A 21,770-nucleotide genomic window follows, 5' to 3' on the forward strand; every position below is an offset into this window, starting at 1 on the left:
GCGCTTGGCGCAGAACCGGATGGACAAGAAGCGCCGGTTACGGGCGAAAGGCGACATCGCGTCGTCGCGCGCCTGTGCAGACCCTGTTGCAGCCGCGTTTTACCCTAGCGCACCGCGCCCAAAATCCGCTTCCACAGCGTCCCGCCCAACCGCTTGCCGAGTACGAAATAAGCGACGATCAGCACCAAAAGCACCACGGCGGGCCAACCATTGAGGCTAAAACCGCCTTCGGTGGTGTTGCCGGTCAGTGCCGCAATGACAAAACCGCCCAGCAAAAACACGGTTAAAAAGTCGAGAAGTGCCGCCAGAACGATTCTCCATGTTGACACGCTATTGCTCATTGCCCTCTCCTGTGATGGCGCCGCCAAACAGCGCTTGGGGCGCCAGTCTAGCGAGCGCCCGCGCCCCTGTCCGCGCCAAAGCACCTCTGACGGGGAAATTTAGGCGCAATCCGCCCGTGGCGCGCGCTTGTCCTCTTGCGCGTTCAGCCGCCCGCGCATATTGCCAAAGGCATGACCAGCATGACCCATGACCGCCTCTTGATCATCGACTTCGGCAGCCAGGTAACGCAGTTGATTGCGCGCCGCCTGCGGGAGTTGAATGTCTATTGTGAAATCCATCCCTACCAGAATGTCAGCGATGATTTTCTGGCCACATTCGCGCCGAAAGCGATCATCCTCTCGGGCGGCCCCGACAGTGTGACCCGCGAAGGCTCGCCGCGCCCACCCGCGCGCACCTTTGAACTGGGTGTGCCAGTGCTGGGCATCTGCTATGGCCAGCAGGTGATGATGGAGATGCTGGGCGGCAAGGTCGAAAGCGGCCATGGCACCGCCGAATTCGGCCGCGCCTATGTCACCCCGAAAGAGCCGCTCGATCTGATGCAGGGCTGGTTTACCGGCGCCGGCACGGGTGCAGGCAAGGACGCGGGGCGCGAGCAGGTCTGGATGAGCCACGGCGACCATGTGGCGCAGATCGCGCCGGGGTTTGAGGTCTACGGCACCTCGCCGGGTGCGCCCTTTGCGATCACCGCCGATGCCGCGCGGCATTTCTACGCGGTGCAATTCCACCCCGAGGTGCATCACACCCCCAAGGGCGCCTCGCTGTTCGCCAATTTCGTGCATATCGCCGGGTTCAGCGGCGATTGGACGATGGGCGCCTACCGCGACGAGGCGATCAAGGCGATCCGCGAGCAGGTCGGCGACAAACAGGTGATTTGCGGCTTGTCGGGCGGCGTTGACAGCTCGGTGGCGGCCGTGCTGATCCATGAGGCGATTGGCGACCAGCTCACTTGCGTCTTCGTGGATCACGGGCTTTTGCGGCTGAATGAGGCCGATGAGGTCGTAAAAATGTTCCGCGACAATTACAATATCCCGCTGATCCACGCCGACGAATCCGAGCTATTCTTGGGCGAGCTTGAGGGCGTTTCTGACCCCGAAACCAAGCGCAAGATCATCGGCCGGTTGTTCATCGACGTGTTCCAGAAATACGCCAATGAGATCGAGGGCGCCGAGTTCCTCGCCCAAGGCACGCTTTACCCCGATGTGATTGAATCCGTGTCGTTTTCCGGCGGTCCTTCGGTGACGATCAAATCCCACCACAACGTCGGTGGATTGCCCGAGAAGATGGGTCTGAAACTCGTTGAACCCCTGCGCGAACTGTTCAAAGACGAGGTCCGCGCCCTGGGCCGCGAGTTGGGCCTGCCCGCCAGTTTCATCGGCCGCCATCCCTTCCCCGGACCGGGGCTTGCGATCCGCTGCCCCGGCGAGATCACCCGCGAGAAGCTCGAGATCCTGCGTAAGGCCGATGCGGTCTATATCGACCAGATCCGCAAGCACGGGCTTTATGACGAAATCTGGCAAGCCTTCGCCGCGATCCTGCCGATGCGCACGGTCGGCGTGATGGGCGACGGGCGCACCTATGACTTCGCTCTGGGCCTGCGCGCGGTGACCTCGGTCGACGGGATGACCGCCGATTACTACCCGTTCACCCATGAGTTTCTGGGCGAAACCTCGACGCGGATCATCAACGAAGTGCCGGGGATCAACCGCGTGTTCTACGATTGCACCTCGAAACCGCCGGGCACCATCGAACTGGAATAACGCCAACCCTCAGGCCCGTGGCCACCACGGGCCGCGCCCGCCCCTCCCCCCCGGGAGGGCGCTTTGGCGATGTCATTCGCCGCTCTATCGACATTGATGCTTGCGGGCGCAGCGCGATGCTCCAAGCCCATCGGCGCCCACCCAGGGTCGGGCGCGTCCCGTCTCGCTTCGCTTAGGCGCTGCCCTCACGCGCCACCTCGGGACCGCCCTCGCTCGCCTCTTTCATCCGTGCGCGCAGATCATCCTCCCATTTCGCGATATTCTCGCGCACATGCCGCGCATATTCGCTGTTCTCGGCATGCGGGTCGTGGATGTTATAAATCTCGGCCAGTTCCAGCATCATCCGCCGGTCGAAATCCTCGAATACCTTGACCATCCGCGTCGCTGCCGCGCGCGAATTGCCCAGCGCCTCCAGCACCGAGCGGGTGGCGCGGATCGAACTGTCATAGGTCTCGCGGATGATATCGCGGCAGCCCACCGCCCAGAGATCATAAACATGGGTTCGGTCATAGGCGCGCGCCACCACATGCACCTGCGGATAATTCTGCCGCATATAGCGAGCGAGTTCGGTCACCGCCTCTCTGCCGTCAATCGCGATTACCAGAATCTTCGCATCCTCAATCCCCGCCGCATGCAGAAGATCGGCCCGCGTCGCATCGCCGAAATGCACTCGCAGGCCGAAACTGCGCAGCATTTCAAGCTGTTCGCTGCTGTAATCAACCACCGTGGTCTCGATATTCGCCGCCTGTAGCGTGCGGTTGATGATCCCGCCAAAACGCCCGTGACCAGCGATGATGATCTTGGCATCCGAATCGATTTCATCGGCTTCGGCGGCCTGCCCGCGCGAATATCGCGGCGCGATCACCTTGTCATAAAGGATGAACAAAGCTGGGGTCAGTAGCATCGACAGCGCCACCACCAAGAGCAAGAGATCCGCGATTTCGGGCGGCATCACCGCAGACGCCACGGTGAAGGAGATCAGCACAAAGCCGAATTCCCCCGCCTGCGCCAAGCCCAGTGCAAAGAGGAATTTATGCGCGCCCTGCAGGTTGAAAAGCCGCCCGATGACCAAGAGCACCGCCGCTTTCAACAGGATCAACCCCAGCGTCATCGCCAAGATTAACGAAAGGTTATCCCACAAGAGGGCAAAGTTAATGCTCGCCCCGACGGTGATAAAGAAAATGCCCAGAAAGATGCCTTTGAACGGCGCGATATCGCTTTCGATCTCATGGCGGTATTCGCTATTCGCCATCACCACACCGGCCAGAAAAGTGCCCAGCGCGGGCGAAACACCGACCATGGTCATCAACAGCGCAATGCCCAGAACCATCATCAAGGCGGCGCTGACAAACAGCTCCCGCAGCCGCGCGCGCGAGACAAAGCGAAAGATCGGGCCGGTCAGATAAAGCCCCGCCAGACAGACGAAGGCAATCGCCGCCAGCGTGACCAGCGCCACCTGCCAACCGGCTAACCCCTCGACAAGGCTCAGGTTTAACCCCTCAGCGCCATGCCCGCCCGCCTCAGGCGCATGGTGCAAAGCGTCCGCCAGTTCCGGCAATGCCAGCAGCGGGATCAGCGCCAGCATCGGGATCACCGCGATATCCTGCAGCAACAACACCGAGAAACTCGCCTGCCCACCGTCACTGCGCAGCAAACCCTTTTCATTCAGCGTCTGGTTCACAATAGCGGTCGAGGACAGCGCGAACACCAGTCCAATCGCCAGCGCCACGGTCCAGCCCTGCCCCAACAGCATCGCGATCGCCATCACCGCCAGCGTGGTTAACACCACCTGCAACCCACCCATCACAAAGATCCGCGCGCGCATCTCCCACAGCGTCTTTGGCTGCATCTCGAGCCCGACCAGAAACAGCATCATCACCACGCCAAATTCGGTAAAATGCTGCAGCGCCAACACATCGACGCCCGCGCCATAAAGGATCGGGCTGATCGCGATTCCGGCGATCAAATAGCCCAGAACCGAGCCCAAACCGAGCTTCGAGGCAATCGGCACCGCGATCACCCCCGCAGAAAGCAGCACGAAAGCAATGAACAGAAATTCAGCGGTCATAGGGCTCCTTGGCGGATGGTGACTGATCGGGATGGGCGGCAAGTGATCGGGAACAGCTAGCGCGGCGTGCAATTGCGTGGCAGTCTAACGCAGAACAGCATCTCTCGCACAGCGAATACAGCGGTTTCCGCGCGGCCGACGCCGGTTTTTCACCCGCCCCACGCCCTGCACTTGCAACAGCACACCATGCATGCGCCGCGACGTCGCGAGTAGAATTCTCTTGCGTCAAGCGCGTGCTTCGGCGCAGAATAGGACAGCATTACTGCCATATAGGCAGATAGGCGTCACGCAAAACCACGAGGGAGGTTCAGCCATGACCGCAATGATCCGCACGCCGCGTCTGGAAATGACGCTGGAAGACCGGCTGAACAAAGAGGAAGGCTGGGTCTATATGACCGGCATGCAGGCGCTGGTGCGGCTGCCGATCCAGCAGGCCAAACGCGACAAAGCAGCGGGACTAAACACCGGCGGCTATATCTCGGGCTACCGCGGCTCGCCGGTGGGCATGTATGACGTGAATCTCTGGCAGGCCGAGACGGTTTTGCGCGAGCATAACGTGGTTTTTCAGCCCGGTATTAACGAAGATCTCGCCGCCACCGCCGTCTGGGGCTCGCAGCAGGTCGGGCTGTTTCCGGGCGCCAAAGTCGACGGTGTCTTCGGCATCTGGTATGGCAAAGCCCCCGGTCTCGACCGCTCGATGGACCCTTTGCGCCACGCCAATTTTGCCGGCACCAGCGAGAATGGTGGCGCGATTCTCTTGGTTGGCGATGACCACGGCGCGAAATCCTCGACCGTGGCCTGTTATTCCGACATGAATTTCGCCTCCGCCGGGATGCCGCTTTTGGCCCCCGCCAACGCGCAGGAAGTGCTCGATTTCGGCCTCCACGGCATCGCCATGAGCCGCTATTCCTCGACCTATGTCGGCCTGAAGCTGGTCACCGATGTCGTCGAGGGCGGTGGCTCGGTCTTTATCGCGCCCGATAGCCCGCGCATCGTGATGCCGCCGCGCGCCGCCAACCGCCCCGCGATCACCCCCTACACCACCACCATGGTGCAAGAGCGCGATCTTTACGACATCAAGATCGGGCTGGTGCTGGACTACGCGCGCGCCAATAATCTCAACCGGATCACCGGCGATGACGCGGCCACAATCGGCATCGTCGCGGCGGGCAAGGCGTGGCAGGATCTCGAGCAAGCGCTGGCCGGAATGGGCTATGCGGATGGCAAGATCAACGGCGCCAAAGTGCGCCTGTTGCAGGTCGGCATGGTCTGGCCCTTGGACAGCGAGGCGGTGAAACGCTTTGCCGAGGGGCTGGAGACGATCATCGTTGTCGAGGAAAAACGCCCACTTCTCGAAGACCAGATCCGCGCCTATCTCTACGGTGCCGACGCCGCCCCGCGGATCATCGGCAAAACCTATGCGGGACATATTTACGATCCAGATCAAGGCGATAGCGCCTTCCCGAACTTTGGCGAAGTCGACCCCGGCATGATCACACGGGTGATCGCCCGCGCCGCCAATGAGGCCGATCCCAACTGCGGCATCGCCCTACCCAATGACGCGGGCCAGCCGCCGCGGCTCACCGGCGGCGCGGTGCGCCCGCCCTCGTTTTGCGCCGGTTGTCCCCATGGCCGCTCGACGCAGGTGATCGACGGCAGCCGCGCGCTCGCCGGCATCGGCTGTCACACAATGGCGCTCTTGCGCGATCCCACCACCACCAATTCGGTCAGCCATATGGGCGGCGAAGGCGCGGTCTGGCTGGGCCAAATGCATTTCACCGACGAGGAACATATCTTCGCCAATATGGGCGACGGGACATACTTCCACTCGGGCCTGCTGGCGATCCGCGCGGCGATCGCGGCCAAGGCGCATATGACCTATAAACTGCTGCACAACGGCTTTGTCTCGATGACCGGCGGGCAGCCCCATGACGGCGAAATCACCCCCGAATCGATGATCCGGCAAGTGATGGCCGAGGGCGTCAAACGCGTCGCGCTGGTCTCGGACGAGCCCGAAAAATTCAACAACACGGCCTTCGGCGCGGGCGTCACCCTGCACCACCGCACCGAACTCGAGAAGGTCCAGCAAGAACTACGCGAAGAGCCCGGCGTCACCGTGATGCTCTACGACCAGCCCTGCGCGACCGAGCGCCGCCGGATGCGCAAACGTGGCAAATGGGATGACCCCGACAAGCGCGTGTTCATCAACCCCGCGGTCTGCGAAGGCTGCGGCGATTGCTCCACGGTCTCGCAATGTATGGCGATTGAGCCCTTGGAAACCGAGTTCGGCCGCAAGCGCCAGATTAACCAATCTTCCTGCAACAAGGATTTCTCCTGCGTCGAAGGGTTCTGCCCCTCTTTCGTGACGATTTCCGGTGCGCAATTGCGCAAGGGCGTGCAGGCGAGCGGCGCGATTGACACCAGCGACCTGCCCCTGCCCGCGATCCCCGAGGTCACCACCTCTTGGGCGATCCTCGTTTCCGGCATCGGCGGCGCGGGCGTGGTGACGGTCGGCCAGACATTGGCGGTCGCGGCGCATGCGGCGGGGTATTATTCTTCGAACCTCGACATCACCGGATTGGCCCAAAAATACGGCGCCGTGCACTCGCATATCAAGATCGCCGCCAGCCCCGAAGACCGCCGCGCCACCCGTATCGCCGCGGGCGAAGCGCAGGCGCTGATCGGCTGTGACCTCGTGGTCGCGGCGGGCGACGAGGCGCTGACCCAAGTCGACCGCGAGAGCGCCGTGGCGGTCACCGATCTGACCGTGGTGCCGACCGCCGAATTCTCGAAAAACCCCGATTGGCAGCTCAGCGGTGACGAGCAGATGTCGCGCCTTACCCGCGTCTTGGGCGACCGCGCGGTCGGCTTTGACGCGCAGGAACTGGCCGAGAAAGTCATGGGCGATCAAGTGTTTGCCAATATGATCTTGGTCGGCGCCTCTTGGCAGCAGGGCGGTATCCCGTTGCCTCTGGAGGCGATCCACCGCGGCATTGAACTCAACGGCGTGCAGATTGACCGCAACAAACAGGCCTTTGATCTGGGCCGTTTGGTGATCGCCGACCGCGCCCGCGCCGAGGCGCTGGTCAAACCTGCCGTGCCGGTCAATCTGGCCGCGCACCGGCCAAAAACACTGGCCGAGGTGATCGCGCATCGCTCTGCCGAACTGACCGATTACGCCAACGCCAAACTCGCCAAACGCTACACCGACATGCTGGCGCGCGCCGAGGCCGCCGGTCTTGATGAAGCGGCAAAACTGGCGCTCGCGCGCGGCTATTACAAGCTCTTGGCGGTCAAAGACGGCTGGGAGGTCGCGCGGCTCTACTCAAAACCTGCATTCAAAGAAGCGCTGGCCGAGACCTTCGACGGCGACCTGCGGCTGACCTTCCATGTCGGCGCCTGGCCCTTCGGCCGCACCGACAAGAAAACCGGCAAACCGGTCAAGGGTGAGGTCGGGCCGTGGCTGCTCAAAGCCTTTGGTATCATGGCCAAATTCCGCGGACTGCGCGGCACTTTGATTGATCCGTTCCGCAACGATGCCGAGGCCAAACTCGCGCGGAAAATCCTCACCGATTACGAGGCGGATATCGACTTCGCACTGGCGCATGCCTCGCCTGCCGCCGCCGGAGACATCGCCGCGCTCTTGGCCCTGCCCGACCAAATTCGCGGCTACGGACATATCCGCGAGCGCCATGTCGCCGAAGTCGCCCCGAAACGCGCCGCCCTACGCGCCGCCATTGAGGCCACCCGCGCGCAGGCCGCTTAAGACAGGCGCCTGAGCCATTAACCAAGCCTGAGCGCCCAGCGCTCAGGCCCCTCTCGCCTTCCCCGCTTCCAACAGTTTCGCCGCGATCATATCGCCAATCGGCAGCGCCGAGGTCGCGGCGGGGGACGGCGCGTTGCAGACATGCAGCATGCGCGGGCTTTGCAGGAACAAAAAGTCGTGCAACATCTCGCCCGTCGCGCCCACTGCCTGCGCGCGAATGCCCGGCGTCATCGGCGTTAGATCCTCCAGCGTCAGCGCCGGACAATACCGCTGGCAGGCCGCCAAATAGCGCTGTTTGAACAATGAGTTCGACAGTTCCGCCAGTCCGGGCCTGATGTTGCGCGCCATGCTTAACCAAAATCCCGGAAAGGTTAACATCTCGCCCATATCGCGCGGCGAGAGCGAGAATTTCGGATAACCCTCGCGCGCAAATCCCAGCATCGCATTCGGCCCGACACTCACCGAGCCGTCGATCATCGGCGTCAGATGCACGCCCAGAAACGGCAATCCTGGCTCCGGCACCGGATAGATCATCGCGTTGACCACGCTGTTGCGCCGCGCATGCAGCCGGTAATATTCCCCGCGAAACGGCACGATCCGGTGCTTGATTCTCATCCCCGCCAGCCGCGCCAACCGGTCCGATTGCAACCCCGCGCAGCCAATCAAATGCCGCGCCCGCAGGCTCTCGCCGCCGAGCACGACCCCGACGTGATCCCCGGTCTCCGTGATCGCGCGCGGCTCGGCATTATAGCGGATTTCAGCGCCCTGATCGGTGATCTCCTGCGCCAAAGCGTCGAGCACACGTCGGTAGGAAACAATCGCCGCATCCGGCACCACGATCCCTGTGAGGCCGGTGATCTCGGGCTCCCGCACGGTCACCTCGGCGCCGTCAATCAGCTCTGCCCGAATGCCATTCTCGCCCGCCCGCGCGAACAGCGCCTCCAGCCGCGGCACCTCCTCCGCCCGCGTGGCAACAATCATCTTACCGCGGTTTTCATACGGGATATCATGGGCTTGGCAGAACTCCTTGGTCCGCGCCGCCCCCTCACGGCACAGCTTCGCCTTCAGGCTTCCGGGCGCATAATAGATCCCCGAATGGATCACGCCCGAGTTGTGTCCGGTCTGGTGCCGCCCCAGTTCCGGCTCTTTTTCAATCACCACGACACTGGCGCCGGGTCGCGCCTGCAAGAGCGCCCGCGCCGTCGCCAGCCCGACAATCCCGCCGCCGATCACACAATATTCATAGACCATCGCGCGCCTCTAACCCCAATCGCCGTGAAACCCGCTGCCCGCGCGATCCAACCGCTCGAACCCGTGTTCACCAAAGAAATCGCGCTGCGCCTGGATCATATTCGCCGTGCCACGCGCCGTGCGCATCATATCGAAATATGCCAGCGCCGCGGTCAGCGCGGGCACCGGCAAGCCGTGGGTCATCGCCACCGAGGCGGTCTTGCGCAGCCCCGCTTCATGGGTGCGCAAAAGGCCCGCGAACACCGGCGCCTGCATCAGGTTGCGCGCCGGTGCCTCGCGCAACGCCGCCGCCATATCATCCAGCATCGCTGATCGGATAATACAGCCCGCGCGCCAGACCTCGGCGATGGCGGGCATGGTTAATCCCCAGTCAAACGCCCCGCTCGCCGCGTTAAGCAAGTCGAAGCCCTGCGCGTAACAGATGATCTTGCCCGCGATCAGCGCTGATTCGAGGTCTTCCAGCGTCAACGCCCCCTCGGGTAGCGCTTTGGGCGACGCTCCAAACCGCGCCTGCCCCGCGTGGCGCTCTTCCAATTTCGCCGAGATATTGCGCGCCGCCACCGCCGCTTCGATCACCGGGATCGGCGCGCCGAGATGCTGCGCCTCAATCGCGGTCCAGCGCCCGGTGCCCTTCTGGCCCGCGCGGTCAAGGATCACATCCAGCATCGACGCGCCGCTCTCCGCATCCTGCGCCGCCGCAATCTGCGCCGAAATCTCGATCAGATATGAGCGCAGACGGCCCGCGTTCCACCCCTCGAACACCGGCGCGATGCCTGCGGAGGTCATCCCCATCCCATCGCGCATCACCCCGTAAGCCTCTGCAATCAATTGCATATCCGCATATTCGATGCCGTTGTGGACAGTTTTCACAAAATGCCCTGCACCGCCCGGCCCCATCCAACTCGCGCAGGGCTGCCCGTCATAGCGCGCCGCAATCGCTTCCAACACCGGCGCCACCAAGGACCAGGCCTTCAGAGAGCCGCCGCCCATAATTGACGGCCCATGCCGCGCGCCCTCGGCCCCGCCAGAGACGCCGATCCCGATAAACCCCGGCACTTCGGCTGCGCGCCGTTCAGTGTCGTGGAAATTCGCGTTGCCAGCGTCGATGATGATATCGCCGTCCTCCAGAAACGGCGTTAACTCCGCGATCTGCTGGTCAACAACCGGCCCCGCGGGCACCATCAGGATGATCTTGCGCGGGCGCGCGATCGACCCCACCAGCGCCGCAAACTCCTTGGTCGGGGTGATCCGCGCCGCAAGATCCCCCGCCTGAGTGACGAATTCATCGGTGACCGACGCGGTGCGGTTGTAGACCGAGATCGCAAAGCCCTTTTCGGCGATATTGAGCGCCAGCATCGCACCCATCGTGCCCAAGCCGATCAATCCGATGTCCGAATGTCCAATCGCGGGGTCGCGCATATCTGCTCCTGTAATCGCCTGCGTTATCCTTAACATGAGCCGCGGCGGCGCTGAACACCAGACGGGAATTGCCGCCGACGCGCAGCGCACTATACTCCCCGCCGAACCCGCGCCGCTTTCAGATCGAGGCCAGAATGAGCAGCACAGAACACGCCGCCGCCCGTTTTTCGGGGCTTGAGACATGGCCCAGTAGCGAGGTCGCGCAGGCGCTTTTGGAAACCCAATTGGCCGCCGCCAGCGCCGCAATGCAGGCCGCCGCCCCTATGGCGCAAGCGATCGATGCCGCCGCCGCGCGATTGGCCGAGGGCGGGCGGTTGATCTATCTCGGCGCGGGCACCTCGGGGCGACTGGCGGTGCTCGATGCCGCCGAATTGCCGCCCACTTTCGACTGGCCAGCTGAGCGCGCGGTGGCGCTGATCGCGGGCGGAGAACGCGCCATCCAGCACGCGGTCGAGGGCGCCGAGGATGACACGGAGGCCGCAGCCGCGGCGCTCGATACCCTCGCCCTCACCCGCCAAGACGTGGTGATCGGCGTCGCCGCCTCAGGCCGCACGCCCTATACCTGCGCCGGTCTGGCGCATGCGCGCAAAGCGGGCGCGTTAACCATAGCCGTCTTCAACGCCCCGACCGCACCGCTGGCGGATCACGCCGATATCGCGCTCCTCGCCGCCACCGGCGCCGAGATCATCGCCGGTTCCACCCGGATGAAGGCCGGCACCGCGCAGAAAATCCTGCTGAATTGCCTCTCGACCGGCATCATGCTGCGGCTGGGTTATGTCCACCGAGGCCGCATGGTCGAGATGCGCCCGACCAATGCCAAACTCCACGCCCGCGCGATCCAGATGGTCGCTGATCTGACCGGCGAGCCCATGGCGCGCGCCGAAGCCGCCTTTGTCGAGGCCGGCACGATCAAACTGGCGGTGGTGATGCTGGCACTGGGGCTAACGCTGGACGCCGCCGCCCAACGGTTGGCCGGTGCCAAGGGTATTCTTGCCGCCGCGCTAAGGGCTTAGCCGCCGCAATCCCCCTTGCCGCCGCCGCCGATATCGCCCAATCTCGCGCCATTATGTCCGACGCCTTTCGCCTTCTTCACAGCGCCGACCTGCATCTGGGCCGCCGGTTCGGCACCATGCCCGAAGCGATTCGCGGACGGTTGATCGAGGCCCGCCACCAGATCGTGCAGCGCCTCGCCGATACCGCGCGCGCGCAAGGGGCCGCCGATATCCTTCTGGCCGGTGACACCTTTGACACGCAGACCCCATCAGCCCCGGTCTGGCGTCAGGCGCTGGCGGTGATGGCTGCCGATCCCGCGCTGCGCTGGTGGATTTTACCGGGCAATCACGACAGTCTGCAGGCCGAGACCCTCTGGTCCGCATTCATCGCCCAGGCGCCGGAAAATGTCACTGTGATCACAAATTCCGAACCCCTATTCATGCGCGCGGACGTCATGCTTCTGCCCAGCCCCCTGCAGCGCCGCCGCCCCTCCAGCGACCCCACCGCATGGATGGATAGCGCAGCCACCGAACCGGGGGTCATCCGGCTGGGGTTGGCGCATGGTTCGGTCACCGATTTCTCTGCCGAGAGCAGTGCCGATGACGGGGTGATCGCCCCCGACCGCGCGCAAAAAGCCGGGCTCGCGTATCTCGCGCTCGGTGATTGGCACGGACATCTGAAGGTCGGAAACCGCACCGCCTATAGCGGCACGCCCGAGGCTGACGGCTTCACCCATTCCGGCCGCGGTGGCTGCCTCATTGTTACGCTGCAGGCTGGCATGGAGCCACAGATTGACCGCGTTGAGACCGGCCTGCTCCACTGGTCCGAGACCGAACTGCCGCTGCTGCCCGGCCAGGATCCGGCGACCGCTCTGAACACCCTGATCCCCGACACTCCGGCCAGCCGTCGCGACCATCTGCTGCGCATCCGCGCCACCGGCCGCACCCAATTGCCGCAGCATCAGGCCCTGACCACCGCCGCCGAGGATATCACCCCCGACTTCGCCTATTTCCACTTAGAAGCCAGCGCTTTACAGACCGAAGTTGAAGCGGCGGATCTGGAGCTACTGGACCATGGCGGCGCGTTGCGGATCGCCGCCGAAGCACTCAGCGCACAGGCCAATGATGCCGCGCTGCCCGAGGGCGAACGCCGCATAGCCACCGGCGCCTTGAACCGGCTCTACGGCTATTTGCGAGACGGAACATGAAGCTGCGCTCGATCACAATGTCCGATGTGCGGCAGTTCAGCCGACAGGTGCATGTCGGTGATATCCGCGACGGTCTCAACGTCTTGTCCGCGCCCAATGAGGCGGGAAAATCGACGCTGTTTGACGCCATTCACGCGCTGTTTTTCATCCCCCATCGCTCGAGTAAAATCGCCCCGCTGCGCCCCGATATCGGCGGCAATCCGCAGATCACCATCGAGATTGAATTGCCCGACGGCATGCACCGGCTCACCAAGATCTGGGGCCGTGGAAAGCTGGCCGAGGTCGCGCGCGATGGGCGGTTGATCGCCAAGGGAGACGAGGCGGAAGCCTTCATCTCGGGGCTGACTTTGCCTGCCGACGAAGGCGGTCCTGCGGGGCTATTATGGGTGCGCCAAGGGGTCACCGCGCTCGACGAGGGCAGCAACAAGGAGCTCAAAGCCGCCTATCAGGCGCGGCGCGATTTGATGTCCTCGGTGACCGGCGAATTCGAGTCTTTGACCGGCGGCAAACGCATGGACCGCGCGCTGACCAAGGCGCAGGCGGACCTCGACGCTCTGGTCACCCAACGCGGCGCAAAAGCGGGCGGCGCCTATGACGCGGCGCTGAAAAACGTCGCGCAATTGTTCGGGGAACACGAGGCATTGAGCGCCCGCGCGCAGCTCTTGCAAGAGGCGCTCAAAACCCGCCGCGCGCAGCGCCAAATGCTGCGCGATCTCACCGATCCCGCCGAAGTCGAGGCCCGCAACACAAGGTTAACCGAGGCCATTGCCGCATTCGAGGCCGCGACGCGGCACGCTGATGCGCTTAGGGTCGCACAGGCTGAGTTTTCGCGTGCCGAAGCGGCGCAGAGTGACGCCGCACAACAGTTGTCACGGCACCAGAAAACCGCCGCCGCGGTGGCAAAACTGCAAAAGGATCTATCCGCCGCCCAGCCGCGCGCGGATGCCGCGCAAGCTGCCGTGACGGCGGCGAAATCAGCCCTGACCGACGCCCGCAATGAGACCGAACTCGCGCGTGATGCGCGGCGCACAGCGGACCAGCGGCTGCAAACCGCCCTACGCGCAGCCGCCCGCACCGCACAATTGGAACGGCACAAAGCGCTGACAGATGCGGTGACCGAAGCGTCGGATTTGATCGCCAGATTGCCCGATCTGCGCCGCGCCGCGCAGGCGGGACCGGATGCGAAAACCGCGCAGGTGATTGACAGTGCCGAACAGGATTTGCGCTTGGCACAGCATCTCGCCGCCGCCGCCGCCCCGCATATTGCGGTGCATTACGCCAGCGAGGACTCCCCGCGTGTGACGCTGGACGGCAAGGACATGGACGCCGATGCGCCACTGCCGGTGCACCGCGCAACGACCCTTCATTTGCCCGGAATCGGCGATCTGGTGGTGACGCCTGGTGAAGCGCAGGATGCCCCCGAGCAATTGGCACAGGCACAGCGCAGGCTCGCCGATCTGCTGAACGAATCGCAGATGCCCTCGGCCAGCGCCGCCCGCGCCGCCGCGCGCGACCGTCAGCTTGCCGAGAGTGAATTGCAGTCCGTTTTGGCACATCTCAAACGTGTGGCGCCGAACGGGGTCGAGGCGCTGAAATCCGAGGCGGATGCCTTAATGTCTGGCATTCCAGAGCCCTCGGAGATCGACCCGGACACGGCGCAGAGCGACGTTAACATCGCCGCGCAAGCCTATGATAAGGCGCAGATCAAGCTGGAAACCGCCCGCGTTCATCTTGACGCCTCGGAACAGGCGCATCTGCGGGCCACGCTGGCACGGGACAACCTATCGGAGCGCTTGACGGAAGCCAAAACCGTCCTGGATGAATTGCCTGACATTCAGCTTCTGCGCGAAAACTGTGAGGCGGCGCAGCATGCACTGGATCTTGCGCAGCAAGCACTGGCTAATCTCTCAAACAACGCGCCGAACCTTGATGCGGCGCGCACGGCGCGGGATCGTGCAGCGGATGTGGTCCGCAACGCCGAGGCGGAAATTGCCAAGCTGAATGTGGCGATTGCCCGGTCTGATGCGACGATCGAGACGCAGGCCGGAGACGGGGTCGAAGAAGACCTCGCCGAGGTCGATGAGCAATTGACCTCGGCGCGCGAGACGGTGGCCTTGTTCGAACAAGAGATCGCGGTTCTCAGATGCCTTATCGCCGCGCTGGTCACCGCGCAATCCGCCGCACGTGACCGCTATTTCGCGCCGGTGCTGGCTGAATTGCGCCCGATGCTGCGGCTCTTATGGCCCGATGCCGAGCTGCGTTTTGATGGCGATAGCCTGCTGCCCAGCGCCCTGATCCGCGACGGGCAAGAAGACCCGATTGGCACGCTGTCGGGCGGCACGCGTGAGCAGATCGCGCTTCTGGTGCGGCTGGCCTTCGCGCGGCTGCTGGCCGGTCAGGGCAATCACGCGCCGGTCATTCTGGACGATGCGCTGGTCTATACCGATGACGACCGGATCGAGCAGATGTTCAACGCGCTGCACGGGCAATCGGGCGACCTGCAGATCCTTGTATTCAGCTGCCGCAACCGCGCGCTGCGGGCCTTGGGCGGGCATATGTTGAGCCTTGCGCCGGGGGCACCGGACGAGGGTTAACGCGCCCCGTCCAAATCCGCCCAAAACCGGTTAATAGCCGATCAGGCTTTGCCAGAGCAGACTGCCACGGCGGGCAAATTCGGATTGGGCCAAAGCACCATCTCCGACCCGCATCGGCTGCGCGGCGGCCAGTTTGAGGATCCTCGCGGTGCGCCATGTCGCGGCCAAGGCCGGACGCGCAGTTTTCGGCAGGTCGCGCAACTCGCGCCGTGCTTGGGTGTAGCGCGCCAACCCCTGTCTGGCCAGCGATGCCACTGCCTGCGGGCGCCCGTCGGGCAAGGGCAACCGCCCCGCAGCCTCAAGCGCCGGCACCGCCATCAGGTAATTCGCCATGCCCTGCGCCGCGCCCAATTGCTGCGCCGCCAAAGACGCCTCACCGCCCAAAGCCTGCACCGCCAGCGCCAGCAATGCCCCCGCGGAATCCTCAAGATAGCGCCACAGCGCCGCCTCATCCGCGAAAGCCGCGCTGGTGCCGATCTCGACCTCACGCGCGTCGATCACCCGCATCAAAAGGGCATAATCCAGCCCCGCCGTCTCGATCACCGAAAGCAGCGCCGCGGCGGTGTCATGGGTCACGCCGATCTCGCCCTGCAGCACATCGCGCCAGAATTGCAGCCGCATTTGCGCCAGCAGCGGCTCTTTGGTCACCCAAGGCGCGCGCGCAACCTCAAGGTTGAACGCATAAAGCGCCAGCAACGCGGGCCGCGCAGCGGGTGGCGCCGCCATGGTCGCCAGAAAACGGTCGGGATCGCCGATCTCAACCTGCGCGGCGCAGGCGGCGATGATATCATGCGTGCTCATGGCGCGCACATAGCGCGCGCCGCCCGATCATGCCAGTGTCAGGTTACCGCCGTCTTAAGAAATCCGCGATCAGGTCAAAGGTTTCGGGATGGTCAACGACATCCAGATGCGCGGAATCGACCAGCGCATAGCGCCCGCGCTCGGTATACTCGCGCAGTGTCGGCGCATAGGCATCGGCGATAAAGGCCTCGTCACTGCGGCCTGCGACCAGCAGGAATTCGGGCAAAGCGCGGACATCCGCGGGCCAGTCACGGCGCGGCGCAAACCCGGTGTTGAGCCGGTAGGAATAGGCCCGCGTCGCAGTCTCGCCATAGGGGCCGTCAAGCACCGCATCGGGAAAGCGGAACTCGATCACCGGCAGATGGTTGAGCGCGCGCAGCCCCACCATATTGAGCATCGACAATCCTATGATGCGCCGGGTCATCACCCGCGCCCATCCGCCCGAGCCCGCCCGCGCGGTCGGCGCATCATATTGCAAGAACGGCGCCAGCAAGATCGCGCGGTCCATCAGCCCGCCATGAGCACCACCGGCGAAACGCACCACCAGACCGCCGCCCGAGGAATGGCCCAGAAGGATCACCTCTTGCCCGTCGCGCGCCTCACCGGCGATCAATTCGGCCAGATCATCCTCGAACTGACCGATATAGGCGATGTCACCGCGCGGATCGGCCAGCGGGCCATGGCCGCGCAAATCGGGGGCGACGACATCGGCAAGCCCCTGCGATGCCAGAGCCGCGCCCAACGCCTCGAATTGCATCCCGTGCCAGCCCGAGCCGTGAATGGCCACCACCAAAGGCGCATCGGGCTCTGTCGCCTCCCAGCGGCGATAGCCCAGCGCCTGCCCGTCGCGCGCGGTGAAATGATGCAACTCGCTGGGGGTGCTGGCGGCGGGGAGTGTGGTGAAATCCAGCCCCCTAGCCCCCGCACCCGCTTCGGCGCGCAAGTCCGGCGTTGGCCCGTCGCTGGCAATCAGCGTGAGGGCGATCACCGCAAAGATCGCGCCTCCGATGAGCACGGAGAGGGCGAGTTTTAGCAAGATAGACATGACGGCTCCTGTAACAGCGCTCGAGGCACCGGCGGCGGGGCGAAACGTGGTGCCTCACCCCCTGCCCTCTGTGCCTCACTCCGGTGCAACGACCACCAGCCGCGCGCCGTAATTGACCCCATGCGAACGCCATAAGGCGATTTCGCTTTTCAGGTGGGCGATCAATTCCGGCGCGGCGGTGAAACCGTCCAGTTCGACCTCAATCGGCCCGTAATAAGACGCCCAGCCCGCAGGCCCGACCCAGCGGGCATCGAGCAGACGGTAACCGGCGGCGGCGATCTCTTGTTCCAGATCGGCGGTGCTGCGCAATTGCAGATCAACCTCGGCCCAGAATTCGCGCACTTCGGCGGGCGGATTGTCGCTGCGCGCCCGCAGATCCGAGAAGGCCACGCGCCCGCCTTCGGCAAGATGTGGCCGCCACGCGGTCAGCGCCGCTGTGATGCCGACATTATACACCGCCCCCGACGACCAGATCAAATCATAGGGGCCCGCGGGCGGGTCGGTCATATCGCCGATATGCGCGGCAATCTTCGGATAGCGCGCCCGCACCCGCCCGATAAAATCCGGCTCGATATCCAGCGCGACGATCTCGCCCTGCGGTGCGGCGGCATTGAGCGTGGCCAGATCCGCCCCCGTGCCGCAGCCCGCATCAAGGATGCGCGCGTCTTTCGGGGTCGCCGCCACGGCGAGCGCCCAACGCAGGCTCTCTGCGCTACCCGGGCTCAACCGGTCCAGATCTCTGAACAGTTTCACAATTGTGGGCACGGTGTCACTTTCACCTTCGATGTGCCGAGCCTAAGCGTGTTTGGGCAACCGGTCCAGTATTCTGCGTCATCTAGCGTGTCACCGGTGCGAGCCCGTCGCGGATCAGTTTCCAGTTGATCGCATCGAGCAGCGCGGTGAATGACGCATCGACAAGGTTGGCACTGACCCCGACCGTCGACCAGCGCCGCCCCTGCCCGTCCTCGCTGTCGATGATCACGCGGGTGACCGCATCGGTGCCACCCTGGGTGATACGCACCTTATAGTCGACCAGATGCATGTCATCGATCGCCGCCTGATAGGGGCCGAGATCCTTGGTCAGCGCCTTTGAGAGCGCGTTGACCGGCCCGCGGTCGGTGCCGCTTTCGTCCATGCTCTCCGAGACCGAGAGCACTTTATCGCCGCCGATCTTCACCACCACGACTGCCTCGGACATGCTGATCATCTGGTCATAGCGGTTCTTGCGCCGCTCGACGCTGACGCGGTAGCGCTTGACCTCGAAGAACTGCGGCAGCAGGCCGAGTTCATTGCGCGCCAGCAATTCAAAAGAGGCCTGCGCGGCGTCATAGGCGTAGCCCTGATCTTCGCGCTCTTTGACCACATCGAGGATACGGGCGAGGCGTGGGTCTCCGGCCTCGACCTCGATACCGGCGGCTTTCAGGCGGGCGCGCAGGTTGGATTGCCCGGCCTGGTTCGACATCGGGATCACCCGCGCATTGCCGACCAGCGCGGGGTCGATATGCTCGTAGGTTGAGGGATCCTTGAGGATCGCGCTGGCGTGCAGCCCGGCCTTATGGGTGAAAGCGCTGGCGCCGACATAGGCGGCGGCGCGGATTGGCACGCGGTTGAGGATATCATCGAGCTGCCGCGAGACGCGCAGAAGGTCGGCCAGCGCCTCTTGGGTGACGCCGGTCTCGAAGCGCGCGGCATAGGGGGGTTTCAATAGCAGCGTCGGGATCAGGCTGGTCAGATTGGCATTGCCGCAGCGTTCACCGAGCCCGTTGAGCGTGCCCTGGATCTGCCGCGCTCCGGCGTCGACGGCGGCGAGCGAGCCAGCGACGGCGTTGCCGGTGTCATCGTGGCAATGGATGCCGAGCTGCGCGCCGGGGATGCCTTCGGCGATGACCTGCGTCACGATGCGGTGGATCTCGGCTGGCAGGGTGCCGCCGTTGGTGTCGCAGAGAACGATCCAGCGGGCGCCGGCTTGATGGGCGGCTTTGAGGCAGGCGAGCGCGTAGGTCGGGTTGGATTTAAAGCCGTCAAAGAAATGTTCCGCGTCGAACAGGGCTTCGCGGCCCTGCGCGACCAGATGCGCGACGGAATCTTTGATCGCGGCGAGGTTCTCGTCTTCACTGATCCCGAGCGCGGTGGCGACGTGGAAATCATGGGTCTTGCCGACCAGACAAACAGCGGGGGTTCCGGCGTTCATCACCGCTGCCAGCACGTCATCATTGGCGGCGGAGCGGCCGGTGCGTTTGGTCATGCCGAAGGCGGTAAAGGTGGCGCGTGTTTCGGGGCGTTGGTCGAAAAACTCGCTGTCGGTGGGGTTCGCGCCGGGCCAGCCGCCTTCGATATAATCGACGCCCAGCGCATCGAGGGCGCGGGCGATTTGCTGCTTTTCGGCGGTGGAAAATTGCACGCCCTGGGTCTGTTGCCCGTCGCGCAGGGTGGTGTCGTAGAGATAGAGCCTCTCGCGCTGTCCCGCGGGTGGGACATTGGACATATCGTTTGAGTTCAATGACATGGCTTGCTGCCCTTACCCTTTGTTAACCTTACCGGCTTCATCTTGCCAAAAATACTCATGCGAGATTTGCCCCGAGAGATGTGCGTTGGATGAAGCGGTTGGGGATCAAACTGCCCGTCCGTGCCTGCGGCACGGACAGCCCCCGACCGCCCCCATGGGCGGGGGGCTCCACCCCCACCCGCGGTCGAGGGCTGGGCGTTGTGAACGGGGCGAAGGTGCGAAGATTTGAGCGACATTAAGCGCGACGTTTCAACCCGAATGCCCGTGGCGCCTGCGACACGGGCAGCGCCCGTCCGCCCCGTCACGCCAGAGGCGTGCCTCCGGCACGGAGGGCGGGCGCTTTGCTTCCGCCCGCGGACGAGCCCTGCCCTTAGGTTTGTGCGACGAGGATACGCAAAGGCAAAACGTGCATCAGGGGAAACAACAGCGCTAAAGATCACGCGCAGCATTTCTGCCAAACCGCCCGTGGCACGTGTGACACGGGCAGCGCCCGTCCGCCCCCCCGGGCGGGCGCTCTGCGCCCTCCCGCGGACGGGCCCTGCCCTCAGGTTTGCGCGTCGGGGTATCATGCCAGTCCTGCGAGTTTCTCGGGGTTGAAGTTCGAGCCCGCCAGCAACTCTACGCCACTCTTAGACATGCGCACTTCAACACCCGCCTCAATAAGGGAGTTTTTCAGTCTATCGACAGCGCTAAAATCCTTGGTTTGCATGGCCTGCGAACGATAGCTTTCAAGAAGCATCTCCAGACCAGACAAGTCGTAGGCGTTTTCAGCCCAGTCACTGACCTCTGGTGTCATCAAACCAACCAACTGGGCGGAGCCGACAAACTGTGAATACGCCTGATCCGCATCAAAGCTGTCCGGCAAATCTGCGCCAGCTTCAAAAGCCATAAGCACATTTGCTTGCCTATGCAGCTCAGTGATCGCCGCATGTGTGTTGAGGTCGTCGCTCAAAGCGTCGACCAGCGCAGCTGAAGGCGCGCTTGGCTGAACATCCTTCGCCAGTGCGTGCCACTCCCATAGCGTCTTCTCCGCCTCCTGCGCCTTCTTCTCCGTCCAATCCATCGTCTTACGGTAATGCGTCGACAGCATCACAAAGCGGATCACCTCGCCCGCATAGCCCTGATCCAGCAACTCCCGCACGGTGAAGAAATTGCCCAAGGATTTGGACATTTTCTTCCCCTCGACCAGCAGCATCTCGTTGTGCATCCACACCGAGGCAAACCCCGCGCCGGGATGGGCGCAGCAGCTCTGCGCGATCTCGTTCTCATGGTGCGGAAATTGCAAGTCCAACCCGCCGCCATGGATGTCGAAACTCGGGCCCAAGAGCTCATGGCTCATCGCCGAGCATTCGATATGCCAGCCGGGACGACCGCGGCCCCATGGGCTCTCCCAGCCCGGCAGGTCATCGCCCGAGGGTTTCCACAACACGAAATCCATCGGATCTTCTTTGAACGGGGCAACTTCGACCCGTGCGCCGGCGATCATGTCATCGACCGAGCGACCGCTAAGCGCGCCGTATTCGGCATAGGAGCGCACGCGAAACAGCACATGCCCATCTTTGGCATAGGCGTGGCCCTTGGCGATCAGCCCCTCGATCATCGAAATCATCGCGCCGATATACTGGGTGGCGCGCGGCTCTTTGGTCGGGCGCATGGCCCCCAGCGCGTCCATATCGGCGTGATACCAGCCGATGGTTTCCTCGGTGCGCTCGGCGATCAGCTCCTCGAGCGTGCCCTCGGCCCCCGCCTTTTGGCGCTCCAGCGCGGTGTTGTTGATCTTGTCATCGACATCGGTGAAATTGCGCACATAGGTGACGTGATCGGCGCCAAACTCATGGCGCAACAGCCTGAACAACACGTCAAAGACGACCACCGGCCGCGCATTGCCCAGATGGGCGCGGTCATAGACCGTCGGCCCGCAGACATACATGCGGATATTCTCGGGGTCCAACGGCGTGAACACCTGTTTCTTGCGCGTCGCCGTATTATGCAGATGGATTGTCGTCATTCTCATGTCCTTC

Annotated in this window: 14 protein-coding genes; 5 read left to right on the forward strand and 9 right to left on the reverse strand. The window is 63.8% G+C overall.

Features of this window, described 5'->3' with window-relative positions; genetic code table 11:
• Positions 1-104 precede the first annotated feature (104 nt).
• A complete protein-coding gene (locus DDE20_RS02170; protein ID WP_116556792.1) occupies positions 105-341 on the reverse strand; it encodes a hypothetical protein in 237 nt (78 codons plus the stop codon).
• Positions 342-512: 171 nt separating this feature from the next.
• Here DDE20_RS02170 and guaA point away from each other — a divergent pair, with 171 nt between their 5' ends.
• The gene (guaA, locus tag DDE20_RS02175; protein ID WP_116557224.1) at positions 513-2,099 is read left to right on the forward strand and encodes a glutamine-hydrolyzing GMP synthase; all 1,587 of its coding nucleotides are present in this window, start codon (positions 513-515) and stop codon (positions 2,097-2,099) included.
• Positions 2,100-2,271: 172 nt separating this feature from the next.
• On the opposite strand, the gene DDE20_RS02180 is transcribed toward guaA, so the two are convergent.
• A complete protein-coding gene (locus DDE20_RS02180) occupies positions 2,272-4,167 on the reverse strand; it encodes a cation:proton antiporter domain-containing protein (RefSeq protein ID WP_116556793.1) in 1,896 nt (631 codons plus the stop codon).
• Between the two features lie 313 nt (positions 4,168-4,480).
• Between DDE20_RS02180 and DDE20_RS02185 the strand changes: the two genes are divergently transcribed.
• Entirely contained in the window at positions 4,481-7,933 is a 3,453-nt protein-coding gene (locus DDE20_RS02185) for an indolepyruvate ferredoxin oxidoreductase family protein (RefSeq protein ID WP_205961602.1), read from the forward strand.
• Positions 7,934-7,975: 42 nt separating this feature from the next.
• Here the strand turns inward: DDE20_RS02185 and lhgO are convergent, their stop codons facing one another.
• The gene (lhgO, locus tag DDE20_RS02190; protein WP_116556794.1) at positions 7,976-9,184 is read right to left on the reverse strand and encodes an L-2-hydroxyglutarate oxidase; all 1,209 of its coding nucleotides are present in this window, start codon (positions 9,182-9,184) and stop codon (positions 7,976-7,978) included.
• Positions 9,185-9,193: 9 nt separating this feature from the next.
• On the reverse strand, positions 9,194-10,603 hold the full coding sequence (gene gndA / locus DDE20_RS02195) for an NADP-dependent phosphogluconate dehydrogenase (protein ID WP_116556795.1): 1,410 nt from the start codon (positions 10,601-10,603) through the stop codon (positions 9,194-9,196).
• Between the two features lie 134 nt (positions 10,604-10,737).
• Between gndA and DDE20_RS02200 the strand changes: the two genes are divergently transcribed.
• Genes DDE20_RS02200 through DDE20_RS02210 form a run of 3 tightly spaced genes read left to right on the forward strand, consistent with a single transcriptional unit; the run spans position 10,738 to position 15,397 of the window.
• Positions 10,738-11,616, forward strand: a complete 879-nt coding sequence (locus DDE20_RS02200; RefSeq protein ID WP_116556796.1) for an N-acetylmuramic acid 6-phosphate etherase — start codon at positions 10,738-10,740, stop codon at positions 11,614-11,616.
• 53 nt (positions 11,617-11,669) lie between these two features.
• Positions 11,670-12,803 (forward strand): metallophosphoesterase family protein, encoded by a 1,134-nt coding sequence (locus DDE20_RS02205; protein WP_116556797.1) that lies wholly within the window; start codon positions 11,670-11,672, stop codon positions 12,801-12,803.
• Complete coding sequence (locus DDE20_RS02210; protein ID WP_116556798.1) at positions 12,800-15,397, forward strand: AAA family ATPase; 2,598 nt, start codon at positions 12,800-12,802, stop codon at positions 15,395-15,397. The genes DDE20_RS02205 and DDE20_RS02210 overlap by 4 nt, the downstream gene beginning before the upstream one ends.
• A gap of 30 nt (positions 15,398-15,427) precedes the next feature.
• On the opposite strand, the gene DDE20_RS02215 is transcribed toward DDE20_RS02210, so the two are convergent.
• From DDE20_RS02215 to cysS, 5 genes are all read right to left on the reverse strand, one after another.
• A complete protein-coding gene (locus DDE20_RS02215; protein ID WP_116556799.1) occupies positions 15,428-16,198 on the reverse strand; it encodes a squalene/phytoene synthase family protein in 771 nt (256 codons plus the stop codon).
• A 43-nt stretch (positions 16,199-16,241) separates the two neighbouring features.
• A complete protein-coding gene (locus DDE20_RS02220) occupies positions 16,242-17,243 on the reverse strand; it encodes an alpha/beta hydrolase (RefSeq protein WP_116556800.1) in 1,002 nt (333 codons plus the stop codon).
• 75 nt (positions 17,244-17,318) lie between these two features.
• Positions 17,319-18,008 carry a class I SAM-dependent methyltransferase gene (locus DDE20_RS02225; RefSeq protein WP_165814398.1) on the reverse strand — a complete coding sequence of 230 codons (690 nt, stop codon included), beginning with the start codon at positions 18,006-18,008 and terminating at the stop codon, positions 17,319-17,321.
• 70 nt (positions 18,009-18,078) lie between these two features.
• Positions 18,079-19,749, reverse strand: coding sequence for a citramalate synthase (gene cimA, locus DDE20_RS02230; protein WP_240607812.1), 1,671 nt, complete (start codon positions 19,747-19,749; stop codon positions 18,079-18,081).
• 565 nt (positions 19,750-20,314) lie between these two features.
• Positions 20,315-21,757 carry a cysteine--tRNA ligase gene (cysS, locus tag DDE20_RS02235; RefSeq protein WP_116556803.1) on the reverse strand — a complete coding sequence of 481 codons (1,443 nt, stop codon included), beginning with the start codon at positions 21,755-21,757 and terminating at the stop codon, positions 20,315-20,317.
• Positions 21,758-21,770: the final 13 nt, after the last annotated feature.

Source organism: Pararhodobacter oceanensis (genome assembly GCF_003076755.1).
GTDB lineage: Bacteria > Pseudomonadota > Alphaproteobacteria > Rhodobacterales > Rhodobacteraceae > Pararhodobacter > Pararhodobacter oceanensis.